The 15979-nt window shown below is 45.5% G+C and carries 11 protein-coding genes, 1 tRNA gene and 1 rRNA gene; 10 read left to right on the top strand and 3 right to left on the bottom strand.

Annotated elements, in window-relative coordinates; all coding sequences use genetic code 11:
• Positions 1–87 precede the first annotated feature (87 nt).
• The 3 genes from ACTQZS_RS07810 to ACTQZS_RS07820 form a co-directional block, all read right to left on the bottom strand.
• Positions 88–1215, bottom strand: coding sequence for a glycosyltransferase (locus ACTQZS_RS07810; RefSeq protein ID WP_441475307.1), 1128 nt, complete (start codon positions 1213–1215; stop codon positions 88–90).
• Between the two features lie 145 nt (positions 1216–1360).
• The gene (locus ACTQZS_RS07815) at positions 1361–2857 is read right to left on the bottom strand and encodes a hypothetical protein (RefSeq protein WP_441475308.1); all 1497 of its coding nucleotides are present in this window, start codon (positions 2855–2857) and stop codon (positions 1361–1363) included.
• Positions 2858–3008: 151 nt separating this feature from the next.
• A complete protein-coding gene (locus tag ACTQZS_RS07820; protein WP_441475309.1) occupies positions 3009–4124 on the bottom strand; it encodes a glycosyltransferase in 1116 nt (371 codons plus the stop codon).
• A gap of 532 nt (positions 4125–4656) precedes the next feature.
• On the opposite strand from ACTQZS_RS07820, the gene dnaA reads away from it, so the two are divergent.
• The 10 genes from dnaA to ACTQZS_RS07870 all read left to right on the top strand — a co-directional run.
• The gene (dnaA, locus tag ACTQZS_RS07825; RefSeq protein ID WP_441475319.1) at positions 4657–5997 is read left to right on the top strand and encodes a chromosomal replication initiator protein DnaA; all 1341 of its coding nucleotides are present in this window, start codon (positions 4657–4659) and stop codon (positions 5995–5997) included.
• Between the two features lie 332 nt (positions 5998–6329).
• Positions 6330–7442: a DNA polymerase III subunit beta gene (dnaN, locus tag ACTQZS_RS07830; RefSeq protein WP_441475310.1), complete on the top strand. Its 1113-nt coding sequence runs from the start codon at positions 6330–6332 to the stop codon at positions 7440–7442.
• Positions 7443–7460: 18 nt separating this feature from the next.
• Positions 7461–7679: an RNA-binding S4 domain-containing protein gene (locus tag ACTQZS_RS07835; protein WP_441099321.1), complete on the top strand. Its 219-nt coding sequence runs from the start codon at positions 7461–7463 to the stop codon at positions 7677–7679.
• A gap of 9 nt (positions 7680–7688) precedes the next feature.
• A complete protein-coding gene (gene recF / locus ACTQZS_RS07840; protein WP_441475311.1) occupies positions 7689–8801 on the top strand; it encodes a DNA replication/repair protein RecF in 1113 nt (370 codons plus the stop codon).
• Positions 8777–10714: a DNA topoisomerase (ATP-hydrolyzing) subunit B gene (gene gyrB / locus ACTQZS_RS07845; RefSeq protein WP_441475312.1), complete on the top strand. Its 1938-nt coding sequence runs from the start codon at positions 8777–8779 to the stop codon at positions 10712–10714. Before recF ends, gyrB begins: the two co-directional genes overlap by 25 nt.
• Before the next feature lie 176 nt (positions 10715–10890).
• Positions 10891–13548, top strand: a complete 2658-nt coding sequence (gene gyrA / locus ACTQZS_RS07850; RefSeq protein WP_441475313.1) for a DNA gyrase subunit A — start codon at positions 10891–10893, stop codon at positions 13546–13548.
• 7 nt (positions 13549–13555) lie between these two features.
• Positions 13556–14401 (top strand): fumarate hydratase, encoded by an 846-nt coding sequence (locus ACTQZS_RS07855; RefSeq protein WP_441475314.1) that lies wholly within the window; start codon positions 13556–13558, stop codon positions 14399–14401.
• 172 nt (positions 14402–14573) lie between these two features.
• Positions 14574–15128: a Fe-S-containing hydro-lyase gene (locus ACTQZS_RS07860; protein WP_441475315.1), complete on the top strand. Its 555-nt coding sequence runs from the start codon at positions 14574–14576 to the stop codon at positions 15126–15128.
• A 266-nt stretch (positions 15129–15394) separates the two neighbouring features.
• Positions 15395–15482, top strand: a tRNA-Ser gene (locus ACTQZS_RS07865).
• 283 nt (positions 15483–15765) lie between these two features.
• Positions 15766–15979 (top strand): 16S ribosomal RNA (locus ACTQZS_RS07870); the annotation flags it as partial.

A 15979-nucleotide genomic window follows, 5' to 3' on the forward strand; every position in this document is an offset into this window, starting at 1 on the left:
ATTTTCCTTTCTAACCGGATTTCTTCCGCCACTTCTGCTCAAATATAATCCGTCAGCGAACAGAAATTCTGGTGAAGTGAAAGAACATCATACATCTTTATACAGATTCAGAAAAGACTGAATGGTATCGTTGATATCAAACCCCTCTTTTCTCAGAAACGGAACCATGTCTGTTCTTTCTAAATTCATCTGATCTTTCATGGCACGCACCCACGCGTCTATATCCTTTTCCTCAATTCCTGCAAATGAGACGCGGTCTGTCAAAGCGGCCTCGCGAGTAATCCGGTCTGAATAGACAACCGGAAGGCCACAGGCCTGTGCTTCCACTCCTACCACAGGAAGTCCTTCAAACCGGGACGGAAGGACAAACAGGTCCATCGCCTGCATCATCCGTTCTACATGGTCTGTCGTTCCATAGAAAATAACATCCTCAGAAAGTCCTGCCTGTGCTGTCATATCACGGATTCGGTCCCATATTTCCTTTGTACCGTCATGGGACCCAATCAGAAGGAGTTTTGCCTTTGGAACTTCTTTTTTAAACGCCTCGAATACACGAATCAGATATTCATGATTCTTCTGGTAAGAAAACCGTCCCACATGACCGACAACAAAATAATCCGACAGACCAAGCTCTTCTCTCATCTCCCTGCGTGTATCCGCGTCAAAGCGAAAACGGTTCAGATCAATTCCATTGTTGATCTGAATAACCTTTTCTTTTGGAATTCCGGGGTACATCCACGCAGCTGCCAGGTCGGAACAAGCCGCAAAACAGGAACCGATCTTTTTCAGTCGTCCCCTATATACACGATGAAGAAATTTCTTCACGATCAGGTAATTTCCATCAACCCCGGCAGCGTGAGAATGAAAAATAATCTTTCGCACACCGGCACGTTTTGCGGCATGGCCAAACGCATACATTCTGTAGGCCGTGTCCGCGTGAATATGTACACAGTCATATTTATTCTTCATGAGGAGCTGATAGAGGTTTTGCTCCAGATCCCTCATACTCACATGATTGTGTCCCTCTCTCCCTATAAAATATACCTGTGTTCCTCTGTCATTCAGTTCTTTAATATGCGCGTTGTCCGCGAAATGCATGATGCAGGCAATATCCATCTGATACCCTTCCGGTTTTCCCAGAATCACGGAGCGCACCAGAGAATATACGCCTCCCAGGCCCTGATCATCTACATTTACTTCGAGAATTTTTTTCATTTTATCCTGTTCCACTTATCTTTCAGGTTATCGTTTTTTCTTCTCTTGTTTACCTGTAAATCACAATTCCAGACTTCTCAGATTATTTATCTTAATACAAATCAGGAAGTCTTACTCACTTTATACAAATTCTTTACACAATTCATTATTGATCTAAGATTATGCTTCCGAGAATTCTCTTCTCATATGTATGAAGCGTTTCAAGAATGTGGTCTGTCTTCCGGTAATCAGAGCTTCCGATACTGGCAATGATTACTGCGGCGTCTGTTTCCTTCAGACTGTGCAGAGCAGCCGGTGAACTGAGAATATCCCCGGGCGTCTTAATCTGCAGCTCAGATGTCTCCTTGTTCATTTCCGCGGCAATCTTTTCGAGCTGTCCGGGATCAACATCCCCAATCAGCGCAACCGTACCTTTTCCATTCATCAGTTCCGAAAGATTTTCATTTGCAATCTGCCAGCAGATTTCTCTGTCTCTGCTGCTGTAATAATCCGATGCATCCCGATGCGTGAGACGATCCAGTCCTTTTCTCTTTTTTGCATTGGAAGAAGGTACAACAGCAATTTTGGAAAATCCGTACTGACGGTTCATCTCTGAAGCGCTGTATACCTTGCCGGATGCAAGCAGAGACAGAATCACAAGGAGGAAATACAATACGACTCCTCCGACAAATCCCGCACCGGCATATTTTACAACCGGCTTCAGCAGGTCACTTCTGCTGACGCTTACCTGAGAATGGTCTGTGTTTCCGGAATTCATCCCCAACGTAGCTGTCGCAGTCCCGAAGGAATTATTTCCATTGATCAGATTATTGAGCATGGTCAGCCGGCTGTTTACCCTATCCGTGACAGACGTATCTGTCACCGTCGTGGTAACCCGGTTATTGATTACAAGCGTATGTTCTCCATATGTTTTTGTCACGGAAGAAGTATAATTCTGTATCTGTGCAGTCAGCTCATCCATCAGTTCACCGGCGCCCTGCTCATTTGGAAAACGAATGACGATCTCTGCGGAAATTGTATCATTGATATGATTTCCGCTCAGGTCCACCAGTTCCTGAAGATACTGAGGTTCTGTATTGTACTTTTCAGCCATCGCTGTCCAGTCTATTCCGTAAAGTACAAACTCTTTATATGCGTTCAGGATATTATTTGCATCCTGCTCCGCGGAAGTGGTGACAACGACTGAACTGTCATCGGAGGATGTATTTGAACTTTTTATCTCCGTCTCATCTATACTTCCCAGTTCCACCGTAGCCAGAGAATCCGGATCATTTTCTCCTTCTTTCTTAAGTTCCGGTGTAGAAACTGAGATATCTACAGAAGTCATTCCGACGGCGTTCGGATCCATTTGTGTATAAAAAGATTTATTTACATATTCGGAAGCATGTTCAATCTGCTGTTTAAAATAATCACTATTCTTTTTATAATCTGCTGCTGAAGAAACTCCCGTATCCGCGCTGCCTGTGTTCTCAGAAGATGCTGTGCTCTCTTCCTTTCCTGCTCCTTTAATCTGAGGCAATAAACGGTATGCCTTCCACCCGGAGATCAATATCATAAAAATTACACCGCAGACAAGCATTCTTCTCCATTTCTGAAAAGCTGTCTGAATCAGAAGTCTCATACTAATTGTTTTATCTCTCATTGTCCCTTCCCCTGACTGAATGTCATTCCTTCATCCTTTATTCGCATTTATCCACATTTACTGAGTTTTATCAACATTAATCAGCAGATTACAGTTTCATTCTTCTCTGATCATTGCAGTTTGAGAAATCACCTCTTCTGAAACCTGCGAACTACTCATTCTGTTTCTCCAGTTTTTTCACGCATTCCTGAAATGCCTTCCGGAAAAAATATCCTTCCCTGAGCTTTTGTCCCACCTCAGCGGCATTTGCACACATTTCACTGTATTCTTCGTCAGATACCCGTCTTATGGTCTCTGCTGCTTCATATAAATTCCGGATTGTAATTCCCACATGATATTTCTTCACAAAATCAGCAATTGCTGCCTCTTCCCACACCATGACCGGCATGCCGGATGTCAGATATAGAGATGCCTTGTGAGGATTATTATAACGAAGATATTCTCCGGTGTTTCCCACGCAGCTCTCAGCAGAAGGTCCGTCCCACACAAGCCCGAAATCGCCCTTCAGTACTCCCGGAAGTTTATCGGCCGGAAAAGCACCCTGATATCGGATGCCTCCGAATACCCCGTCGCTCTCAAAATTAATGCCATAGGCATTGACCGTAAGCTCTTTGTTTTTCGCTGCTCCGTTGTTCCGGAACATCTCGTAGAGATATCCGGACTTCCCGTGATGCAGATTACCTGCCACAGCAAGGGAAGGTTCCTTTCCCCTGACTCTGTGACACATCTTTTCATTTGTCAGATAATCGAAGATTTCCAGATTGACCAGCTTTTCGGGTTCAAATCCCTTCTCGATCAGATACTGTCTCATATGTTCATTATGACAGATTACTGCGTCAAATTGTTTCAGAAGATTCTGATCTGAGATCTCCGCAGTTTTCCTGCTTTTTGTGTACAGTCCATGAACTCCCATTCTCAGGGACTCCAGATCATGAATCAATGCTATAAAGCGACAGCCCTTTTCTCTTTTAATAGCGGGGATATATTTTAAAGCTGCTCTGGCACCATACATCGGATGCTGATATAAAACAATATCTCCTTCTCCGACCGTGCGGCGCAGTTCCTTCCATATTTCCGAACAGGTTTTCAACAGCCAGATTTTTCCTTTTATCACATCGATTCCTTTCGGAAACATATATTTCTGCGCAGGAAATAAGAATCCGGTCATCCCCATCTCATGTCCGATCATGGAGATGTCTGAAGGAGCTTTTACTCCTGCATGTTTTCCTCCCTCAGACTGCAGATCGATAGAATAAAAGATACTCATTATCCATCCTTTCCCTTCGTAACCGCCATACGATATATTGTGCCACTAGCTTTATAAGCTGCGGATTGTTCCATGCTTCCGCAATTATACAGTAAACACCCATTGCCCGCAAGCGGAACGCCGCAATATGTATAAGTTACCGCATCACTTCACTGCCCCGCATCTTCCGTGCTGCTAACAGGTATAAACATACTTACATTGGTTTACGTAAGTTATCAACAATTTTGTTGATAACTTGTGGATAACTCACAAAAATATGGTTCATATTTTTGTAATTTTTTTGTAAACAGTTTAATTTACGCGGTTTTTCTTACGTGTATAAGTGGATATCATTCTGTGCACAAACTGACATCTACACCGCATTATCCACATCGCCCTTCAAACAACTGTTCTCGTGTTGATAAATTCCGTATTTTAGTTTAATATAAAAGAGGTGTTTTGTCTTCTTTTTTCGGCGCAGCATATTTATGTAACATACTGAAATGGATTGTGCCGTTTACAGGAAGAAATTTTATCAACAGCAGAGGTTATGATGAGCATTATCGAAGAAAAGTGGGATCAGATTCTGGAACGTGTAAAGGAAGAGCATGAGCTTGGAGAGGTTTCCTTTAAGACATGGATCAAACCCCTGAAGGTATACAAGGTAGACGGTCATGATGTCACCATTCTCGTTCCATCAGAGCAGGTTGGTCTTGACTATGTATCCAAGAAGTACAAGCTTCCAATCAAGGCTGCCATCGGCGAACTGACCGGAATGGACTGCGAGATTTATTTTATTCTTCCCCAGGACGCGGAGAAAGCCGGACGGGAAAAGCAGGTCAAAAATGAATCCATTCTTACCGGACTGAACCCGAAATATACCTTTGATACCTTTGTCGTAGGCAAAAACAATCAGTTTGCTCACGCAGCTTCTCTTGCTGTTGCAGAATCACCGGGTACGGTATACAATCCTCTGTTTTTATATGGAGGCGTGGGACTGGGAAAAACTCATCTGATGAATTCCATTGCACACTTCATACTCGAGAATAATCCCTCGATGAAGATTGTGTACGTCACCAGTGAAGAGTTCACAAATGAAGTAATCGAAGCAATCCGTGCAGGAAGCAGCACGGCGCTCACAAAGTTCCGTGAAAAATACCGGAACGTGGATGTTCTCCTCATCGATGATATTCAGTTCATCATCGGAAAGGAATCCACGCAGGAAGAATTCTTCCACACCTTTAACGCCCTGCATTCAGCCGGAAAACAGATCATCATTTCATCCGATCGTCCTCCGAAGGATATGGATGTCCTGGAGGAGAGAATCCGGTCCCGGTTTGAATGGGGTCTGATGGCGGATATCCAGAGTCCCGACTACGAGACACGAATGGCTATTCTTCGGAAAAAGCAGGAACTTGACGGGTCCAACGTGAGCAATGAAGTTTTGGAATATATTGCCAGCAATGTGAAGGCAAATATTCGAGAACTTGAGGGCTCTCTGAACAAGGTCATCGCCATGGCCAACCTCGAACAGAAGGAGATCAACCTTGATCTGGCTCAAAATGTTCTCAAGGATATAATTTCTCCTAACGAAAAGCGGGTAGTGACGCCGGAGTACATCATTGACATTGTGGCGGAACAGTTCAATATCACTCCGGAAGAGATCAAAAGTTCCGTAAAGTCTCGCAGAATTTCTTATCCGAGACAGATCGTCATGTATCTATGCCGGACAATGACATCGAATAATCTGCAGGCCATCGCAGAGAGCATCGGTGTTCAGAACCATACGACCATCATCTACGGCATCAACAAGATCGACAAGGACTACAAGACCAAACCTGAGACAAAAGAAGTCGTTGATCTCCTGAAGAAAAAGATTTCTCCGGAGGGCTGATCATACCCGTTCTCCCGAAGGAGTTTCTTCTATATATATAGTGTTCCAGATCCATCTATCCACAATTTATAGACCATGTGGATAAAAACAGAGTGGATAAATGTGGATTATTTTCCATTTACATTTTTCTGACAGCCGATTTCATCGATACTGACAGACTTATGATCCTCTTTTTTTCGCTTTTTTTCACGGAAAAATGGAGTTTTCCACATTTCAACCTCCCCTAAGACGAAGTCGAAGAATTTTTTTATTATTCTTTTCTATCTTTCCCGTTTTTCAACCCGCGGGATTGTCAGTATCGCACAGACAAACCGAAAGGAGTCACACAGGTAATGAAGCTCGTTTTTAATCAGGCAGATCTTGCAGACAGTGTAAGTATCGTAATGAAGGCCGTACCTTCCAAGACCACAATGCCGATTTTACAATGCATCATGATTGAAGCTTCCTTCAACCAGATCAAGTTCACGGCAAATGATATGGAACTCGGCATTGAAACCATCGTAAAGGGAGAAATCGAGGAAAAGGGAAAAATCGCTCTCGATGCTAAAATTTTCTCGGATATCATCCGCAAACTTCCAAATAACAAAGTTTTTATCGAAACGAATGAAAATGATGTAGCGACGATTACCTGCGAAAAGGCTAAATTCAGTATTCCCGGAAAATCCGGTGATGATTTCGCATATCTTCCGGTAATTGAGAGAAATGACTTTATTTCCATTTCCCAGTTTTCGCTGCGTGAGATTATCCGTCAGACAATTTTTTCTATTGCCGTAAATGAGAACAACAAGCTGATGACCGGAGAATTGTTCGAAATCCGGAATAATGTGCTGAAGGTCGTATCTCTTGACGGTCACAGAATTGCCATCCGTAATCTGGCTCTTTCGGGAGAATGCCCGGATCAGAAGGTGGTTGTACCGGGCAAGACATTGAACGAGATCAGTAAGATTCTGTCCGGCGAGATGGATGACATGGTAAATATCTATTTTGCGGAAAATTATCTGCTGTTTGAATTCAGCAATACTATAGTTCTGTCACGTCTGATTGACGGAGAATATTTCCGGATTGATCAAATGCTGTCCAGCGATTATGAAACAAAGATCACAATCAACCGGCAGGAATTCATGGACTGTATCGACCGCGCGACTCTTCTGGTACGGGAGAGTGACAAGATGCCGGTGATCATTGATGTGACGGACGGACAGATGGAGCTTCGAATTGATTCATCGATCGGTTCGATGGATGAGGAAATTGATATCGAGAAGACAGGAAAGGATATTATCATCGGATTCAATCCGAAGTTCCTTCTGGATGCGCTTCGGGTCATTGATGATGAGAGTATTTCCATTTACTTCGTAAATGCTAAGGCTCCCTGCTTTATCAGGGATGAGAAGTCGTCTTACATTTATCTGATTCTTCCCGTAAATATCAATGTGAATAATCGATGAAAAGGGCAGGAAAAGTAAATGGAGAAAATCACGATAAAAGATGACTTTATCAAGCTTGGTCAGGCAATGAAGCTTGCGGGCCTGGTAGATGAGGGTGTGGAAGCAAAGATTGCGATTCAGAATGGCGAGGTCTCGGTAAATGGAGAAACGGATACCAGGCGGGGGCGGAAGCTGACGGATGGAGATGTTTTTTCTTTTAACGGCAGAGAAGTCATGGTGACCAGGGCAGAAGCTTAATCCGAAAATATGTACGTAGAATCACTGGAGCTAAAAAATTACAGAAATTATGACAGGATTTCTCTCCATTTTGACCGGGAGACGAACGTTCTGTACGGCGACAATGCCCAGGGAAAGACAAATATACTGGAGGCCATCCAGCTCGCGGCGACGACAAAGTCTCACAGAGGAAGCCGTGACCGTGAGATCATTCGTTTCGGAGAGGAAGAGGCGCATCTGCGCCTCGTCTTCCGCCGGAATGAGGTGTCTCACAGAATTGATATGCATCTCAAGAATAACGGAAGGAAAGGTGTGGCGATCGACGGAATTCCGATTCGCAGAGCCTCAGAGCTGTTCGGGATGATCAGTGTTGTCTTTTTTTCTCCGGAGGATCTGAATATTATCAAGAATGGTCCGGGTGAGCGGAGAAGATTCATGGACAGTGAATTGTGCCAGCTGGATAAGGTTTATTATACCGATCTGACTGAGATGAACCGGATTCTTACCCAGAGGAATGCACTTCTGAAGGATATTCCTTTTCATCCGTCATTGGAGCAGACGCTTGATGTGTGGGATGAGCAGATGGTCAGTCATGGCATTCACATTATCCGGTCGAGAAGATCCTTTATCGGGCATTTGAATGAGATCATCGGCAGAATTCACGAGAATCTCACAAATGGCAGGGAAAATATTGAGATTGTCTACGAGCCGAATGTGGAGGAGAAGAATTTCAGGGAGATTCTTTCCGGCAGCAGGGTAAGGGATCTCAAAATGAAGACCTCTACGGTGGGACCGCACAGGGATGATTTCAGAGTCAATGTGAATGGAATTGATATCAGGCATTATGGTTCTCAGGGACAGCAGAGGAGTGCGGCTCTTTCGCTTAAACTGTCCGAGATTTATCTTGTGAGGGAATCGGTCGGGGATACACCGGTACTGCTGCTGGATGATGTCCTGTCTGAGCTTGACAGCGGAAGACAGGCGATGCTTCTGAAGCGAATGGATGAAGCGCAGACGTTCATCACATGTACAGGGATGGATGAGCTGATTGAAAATCATTTTCCTGTTAACAGGGCTTTTCACATCGTGAACGGAACAGTTGAAAATCAGGAGGACGTATGGAAACAGAATCAACCGTTGTGACAAATGAATATGGAGCTGATCAGATTCAGATTCTGGAAGGACTGGAAGCAGTAAGAAAACGTCCCGGTATGTATATTGGAACCACATCCTCCAGGGGGCTTCATCATCTGGTCTATGAGATTGTAGACAATTCTGTGGATGAAGCGCTTGCCGGATACTGTACGCATATTGAAGTTACGATTAATCCGGACAACTCCATTACGGTTATTGATGACGGACGTGGAATTCCTGTCGGAATCAATCATAAGGCCGGGATTCCGGCAGTAGAGGTGGTGTTTACGGTTCTTCACGCGGGTGGAAAGTTCGGCGGCGGCGGATACAAGGTATCCGGAGGTCTCCACGGAGTGGGAGCCTCTGTCGTCAATGCCCTTTCTGACTGGCTGGAAGTTCAGATCTATCATGATGGAAAGATCTATAAACAAAGATATGAGCGCGGAAAAACGATGTACAAGCTCAAGGTGGTCGGTGAGTGCGATCCGGAGAAGACAGGAACCCGTGTCGATTTTAAACCGGATGGGACAATCTTCGAAGATACCGTCTATGATTTCAACACCCTGAAGACAAGGCTTCGCGAGACAGCTTTTCTGACAAAGGGGCTGAAGATCACTCTCAGAGACAAGAGAGAGGGAATGGAGCAGGAAAAGGTCTTTCACTACGAGGGCGGAATCAGGGAATTTGTCCAGTACCTGAACCGGAGTGCGGAGGTATTGTATCCGGATATCATGTACTTTGAGGGAATTCAGAATGGTGTCATGGTTGAAGTTTCCATGCAGCACAATGATTCCTACAATGAGACCGTGTACGGATTTGTCAATAATATCCTGACTCCGGAGGGCGGTATGCACATCGTCGGTTTCCGCCAGGCGATAACCAGAACCTTCAACGATTATGGACGTAAGATGAAGCTGCTGAAAGACAGCGATGAAAATCTGACCGGTGAGGATATCCGGGAGGGACTTACCGCCATTGTCAGCGTAAAGATTGAGGACCCTCAGTTTGAGGGGCAGACAAAACAGAAACTTGGAAACAGTGAAGCAAGAGGAGCGGTTGACGCTGTGGTCAGCCAGCAGCTATCCGTATACCTGGAGCAGCATCCGGATGTAGGTAAGATTATCATTGAAAAATCGGTGATTTCCCAGCGTGCCAGAGAAGCTGCCCGAAAGGCAAGAGAGCTCACCCGGAGGAAAACAGCGCTTGACGGTCTGGCGCTTCCTGGAAAGCTGGCGGATTGCTCCGATAAGGACCCGAAGAAATGTGAGATCTTTATCGTTGAGGGAGATTCCGCCGGAGGATCCGCAAAATCGGCGAGAAACAGGAAGACACAGGCGATTCTTCCCCTCCGCGGAAAGATTCTCAATGTGGAAAAGGCAAGGCTTGACCGGATATACGGAAACGCCGAGATCCGTTCCATGATCACAGCCTTTGGAACGGGAATTCATGAGGATTTTGATATCACAAAGCTCCGATATGATAAGATCATTATCATGACCGATGCCGATGTTGACGGCGCGCATATCGCAACGCTGATGCTGACGTTCCTGTACCGGTTTATGCCGGAGCTGATCAAGCAGGGACACGTATATCTGGCAAAACCGCCGCTATACAAAATCGAGAAAAACAAAAAAGTATGGTATGCATACAGCGATGATGAACTGAATCAGATCATGAATAAAATCGGCAGAGATGCGTCAAATAAGATTCAGCGTTACAAAGGACTCGGCGAGATGGATGCGGATCAGCTATGGGAGACTACGATGGATCCTGAAAACAGAATCCTGCTCCGTGTGAATATGGATGAGGATGAATCTTCAGAGATTGATCTTACCTTTACGACTCTGATGGGAGATAAAGTAGAACCACGGCGTGAGTTCATCGAGGAGAGAGCAAAGGATGTGCAGAATCTGGATATCTGACAGGATAAACCGGTAACCATTCTGATCCTGTGGTCCGGATTTTTCAGAGCACAGGTTTACACGAGAACCAGGATAAGGGGACAGAACCATCAGAAAGCGTTTTTTCCCGTATCACAGGCAGATAGATGAAGCATAAATAATGGCAGAAAGCTGTCCCAAAAGAAAGGCACATGAAAATGGATGATAAAGTCTTCGATCGAATTGAGGAAGTAGACCTCAAGAAGAAAATGGAAGATTCCTACATCGATTACGCGATGAGTGTAATTGCGTCACGAGCGCTTCCGGATGTACGTGACGGTTTGAAACCGGTACAGAGAAGAATTCTGTATTCCATGATAGAATTGAATAACGGACCCGACAAGCCTCACAGAAAATGTGCCCGTATTGTCGGTGATACGATGGGAAAATATCATCCGCACGGAGACTCTTCCATTTACGGAGCGCTTGTCACGATGGCGCAGGACTGGAATATGAGGTATACCCTCGTTGACGGCCATGGAAACTTCGGTTCGGTCGACGGAGACGGAGCCGCGGCAATGCGTTATACAGAGGCAAGGCTGAGCAAAATCTCGATGGAGATGGTTCGTGACATGAACAAGGATACGGTTGACTTTGTTCCGAACTTCGATGATACGGAAAAAGAGCCTACCGTTCTTCCGGCAAGAATTCCGAATCTTCTGATCAATGGCGCATCGGGAATCGCTGTCGGCATGGCAACGAATATTCCGACGCATAATCTCCGGGAGGTTGTTGGTGCCGTAGTCAAAATCATCAATAATCAGATTGAAGAGGACAGAGAGACCACCCTTGATGAAATCATGCAGATCATCAAGGGACCGGATTTTCCGACTGGCGCCGAGATTCTCGGGGTGCGCGGAATTGAAGATGCCTACCGGACCGGACGCGGAAAGATCCGTGTCCGCGCAATTACCAATATCGAGACTCTGCCAAACGGCAAGAGTCAGATTATCGTCACAGAACTTCCGTATATGGTGAATAAGGCGCGGCTGATCGAGAAAATCGCCGAGCTTGTGCGCGATAAGAAAATCGACGGAATTACGGGTATCAATGATCATTCCAACCGTGAGGGAATGAGAATTGTGATTGATCTCCGTCGTGACGCAAATGCGAATGTCATATTGAATCAGCTTTACAAGCATACGCAGCTTCAGGATACCTTTGGTGTTATCATGCTTGCCCTTGTGGACAATCAGCCGAAGATTCTGAATCTTCTTGATATGCTGAAATATTACATTCAGCACCAGGAAGAGGTCGTCACCAGAAGAACACAGTATGACCTGAACAAGGCGCAGGAAAGAGCCCATATTCTGGAAGGACTTCTGAAGGCTCTTGATATTATCGATGAAGTGATCCATACCATTCGGGCATCCGCAAATACCGCAGAGGCAAAGGCAAACCTGATTTCCAGGTTCGGCTTTACCGATCCGCAGGCCCAGGCGATTGTAGATATGCGTCTGAGGACACTGACCGGTCTGGAAAGAGAGAAGCTTCAGGCGGAGTATGATGAGCTTCAGGCCAAAATCATCGAATACAAGAAAATCCTGGGCGACCGGAAGCTCCTTCTCGGCGTAATCCGTGATGAGATCAGTGAAATCGCGGAGAAGTACGGGGATGACCGGCGTACCAGAATCGGATATGACGTCTACGATATCTCCACCGAGGATCTGATTCCGCAGGAAAATACGGTGATCACGATGTCCAGACTCGGATATATCAAGAGAATGTCACCGGATAATTTCCACAGCCAGAATCGCGGCGGAAAAGGAATCAAGGGCATGCAGACCCTCGACAACGACTATATTGAGGATCTGTTCATGACCATGTCTCATGATTATCTGATGTTCTTTACCAATATGGGACGCGCATATACCTTAAAGGCATACGAAATTCCGGAGGCAGGAAGAACCGCCAGAGGTACAGCAATCGTAAATCTCCTTCAGCTGCTTCCCGATGAAAAAATAACAGCCGTCATCGCAATTTCCGAGTTTCGAGAGGATCAGTATATTTTCATGGCGACAAAGAAGGGTATTGTCAAGAAAACTCCGGTGCCGGCATTCCGCCACATGAGAAAGACAGGTCTTGCCGCAATTACGTTAAATAATGGTGATGATCTGATCGAAGTGAAATATACAGATGGAACGCAGGATGTAATTCTGGCGACGAGAGATGGAATGTCCATCCGGTTCAATGAGAAGGACGTGCGTCCGACCGGAAGAGGATCCATGGGAGTGCGTGGAATTGCTCTTCGAAACGGCGATGAAGTGGTTGCCATGCAGATCCGTCAGCAGGGGGAATACCTGCTCTTTGTCACAGAAAACGGAATTGGAAAGCGTACCCTATTTGACGACTTCCGCATTCAGACCAGAGGCGGCGTTGGAATTAAGGCGATAAATCTCAGAGAAAATACAGGAAAACTGATCGGAATGAAGGCTGTGAACAGCGAAGATGAAATTATGCTGATCACAAAGGGAGGTATTATCATTAGGACTCCTGTAAAAGGAATTTCTGTTCTGAAACGCAGTGCAACCGGAGTGAAGATCATGGATGTCATGGATTCCGTGGCGGGAATCGCCAAGGTTGTCGGCGAAGATGATGAAGACCCTGAATCCGGGGAAATGCCGGATGAGAGTCAGACAGCAGAAGACGAAGGTGATTACAAGTCTGAAGAATTCGCAGACGGGAATTCAGGTGAACCTGCATCCGGAGAATTGTCAGACAGGAAGGCGAATGAACCTGTATCCGGAGAATTGTCAGACGCAAATGCGGACGAGCATGCAACCGGTGAAATCTCAGAGGATAATCGGGAAGAATGAGGAATCGATGATGAGAGATATTGATGTCAGTGAAGTGACAAAAGCGGTAAAGGAAATGTGTATTTCTGTCAATTACGAGCTTTCCGATGACATGAAGGAATGTATGAGATCATCAGTGGATAAGGAGCAGTCACCGCTCGGAAAACAGATTCTGAACCAGCTTCAGGAAAATCTGAAAATAGCAAGGGAAGACCGGATCCCGATTTGCCAGGATACCGGAATGGCCGTTGTGTTTCTGGATATCGGTCAGGATGTTCATTTTGAAGGCGGAGTCATTGAGGATGCTGTCAATGAGGGGGTCCGTCAGGGTTATACAGAAGGATATCTTCGTAAATCCGTAGTAAGGGATCCTCTGGATCGCGTAAACACAAAGGATAACACACCGGCGGTCATTTATTATAATATTGTGCCAGGAGATCAGGTGAAAATTACCGTTACAACGAAGGGCTTCGGCAGTGAAAATATGAGCAAAATTGTCATGCTTAAGCCGGCGCAGGGAGCAGAGGGAGTCAAGGACGCAATCGTTCAGACGGTAGAAGAAGCCGGACCGAATGCGTGTCCTCCCGTATTTGTCGGTGTCGGTATCGGAGGAACATTCGAAAAGGCGGCGCTGATGGCGAAACAGGCACTGACCAGACCGGCTGGGCAGCATTCTGAAATTCCATATGTAAAAGAGATGGAGGAAGAACTGCTGGAGCGCATTAATCATCTCGGAATTGGTCCGGGGGGACTTGGAGGAAAGGTTACCTGTCTTGGAGTGAATATCAATACCTATCCGACTCACATTGCAGGACTTCCGCTGGCGGTCAATATGTGCTGCCATGTGAACAGGCATGCAGTCAGATATCTGTGAGGGGATCGTACTGTGTTTTCTGTATTCGGATATCGTTGACAGAATGCTGCAGGAGTGTGAGAGTGCGAAACACGAAGCAATCCATAGCCTATAAGTATGTGGTGCCCCGCCTGCGGGGCATATCGGTTACGGTTTAGCCGCGAATTGTTCCGGAAATAGAGGATATCAAACAATGGAAAGAAAAATGAATGTTCCCATGAGCAGGGAAGATATCAGAAGTTTGCATGCGGGAGATTATGTGTATCTGACAGGAACCGTTTATACGGCGAGAGATGCTGCACATAAGAGAATGAAGGAAGCCATTGATCATGGAAAGGAACTTCCCTTCGATGTGCGTGGAAATATTATCTATTACATGGGACCATCTCCTGCCAGAGAGGGGAGACCGATCGGGTCGGCAGGTCCTACGACGGCGGGAAGAATGGATAAATATGCTCCTCAGCTCATGGATCTCGGATTAAGCGGGATGATTGGAAAGGGACGCAGAACACAGGAGGTTGCCGACGCAATTGTGCGCAACGGGTGTGTATACTTCGCGGCGGTAGGAGGAGCAGGTGCTCTTCTGTCAAAGCGGATTCTCTCATCGGAGGTGATTGCCTATGATGATCTCGGTACAGAAGCAATCCGAAGGCTGACAATCAGGGATTTTCCAGTGATAGTTGCAATTGATGCTGAAGGGAATAACATATACGATATTGCTCTGGAAAAATATCGTGTCAAAGCATGATATAGACCAATGATGGAAAAAGTCACAGCCTACGACTGTTGAAAAAGGCAGGGATTTTACAGCTCTGCTGTTATTCACAGTCCGGCTGCGATAAAGGGAAAGATACTAGTGAAAAAGAGTGAAAAAAGCGCGTAGAAAATAATAAAAAAGCGTTGACAAAAGAATTGTACTTTTGTATAATCACTAGTGCGTCGTGTAAATGACGCGTTAATTTTTTACCTGTTTTTGGTAAATCAAGTGGTAACAACCATTCTTGACATGGGCTTGGAGAAGTACTCAAGAGGCCGAAGAGGCGCCCCTGCTAAGGGTGTAGGTCGGGAAACCGGCGCGAGGGTTCAAATCCCTCCTTCTCCGTCTTTCAGATTTTTCAAAAAAGTTGTTGACAAACTGAAAGATATGAGTTATAGTAAACGAGCTGTCGCCGAAAGACACAGCAAAAACATGAACATTGACAACTGAACAGTAAAACACATCCTCGAAAATTCAAATGAAGTTTTATAAAATTTTTGTTTGAACGATCGAAAGTATTCAACGGGTTATCAAACTGTTCGCAGGGAGATAACGAATTGATTACGATCCTTTAAAACAGTAAAAAGGGATGAATTAGCCAAGTGTTAATTCTGAACGAATCAATCTTTTTTATGAGAGTTTGATCCTGGCTCAGGATGAACGCTGGCGGCGTGCTTAACACATGCAAGTCGAGCGAAGCACTGAAGAAGATTTCTTCGGAATGATTTTTGAGTGACTGAGCGGCGGACGGGTGAGTAACGCGTGGGGAACCTGCCTCATACCGGGGGATAACAGTTGGAAACGGCTGCTAATACCGCATAAGCGCACAGTACCGCATGGTA

Origin of the sequence: Bilifractor sp. LCP19S3_H10 (assembly GCF_052119185.1) — a bacterium.
Taxonomy (GTDB): Bacteria; Bacillota; Clostridia; order Lachnospirales; family Lachnospiraceae; genus Bilifractor.

Coding starts and splice junctions, on each gene's coding strand:
- ACTQZS_RS07810 (WP_441475307.1), bottom strand. CDS start 1,215: ATGAAAAAAATTCTCGAAGTAAATGTAGATGATCAGGGCCTGGGAGGC.
- ACTQZS_RS07815 (WP_441475308.1), bottom strand. CDS start 2,857: ATGAGAGATAAAACAATTAGTATGAGACTTCTGATTCAGACAGCTTTT.
- ACTQZS_RS07820 (WP_441475309.1), bottom strand. CDS start 4,124: ATGAGTATCTTTTATTCTATCGATCTGCAGTCTGAGGGAGGAAAACAT.
- dnaA (WP_441475319.1), top strand. CDS start 4,657: ATGAGCATTATCGAAGAAAAGTGGGATCAGATTCTGGAACGTGTAAAG.
- dnaN (WP_441475310.1), top strand. CDS start 6,330: ATGAAGCTCGTTTTTAATCAGGCAGATCTTGCAGACAGTGTAAGTATC.
- ACTQZS_RS07835 (WP_441099321.1), top strand. CDS start 7,461: ATGGAGAAAATCACGATAAAAGATGACTTTATCAAGCTTGGTCAGGCA.
- recF (WP_441475311.1), top strand. CDS start 7,689: ATGTACGTAGAATCACTGGAGCTAAAAAATTACAGAAATTATGACAGG.
- gyrB (WP_441475312.1), top strand. CDS start 8,777: ATGGAAACAGAATCAACCGTTGTGACAAATGAATATGGAGCTGATCAG.
- gyrA (WP_441475313.1), top strand. CDS start 10,891: ATGGATGATAAAGTCTTCGATCGAATTGAGGAAGTAGACCTCAAGAAG.
- ACTQZS_RS07855 (WP_441475314.1), top strand. CDS start 13,556: ATGATGAGAGATATTGATGTCAGTGAAGTGACAAAAGCGGTAAAGGAA.
- ACTQZS_RS07860 (WP_441475315.1), top strand. CDS start 14,574: ATGGAAAGAAAAATGAATGTTCCCATGAGCAGGGAAGATATCAGAAGT.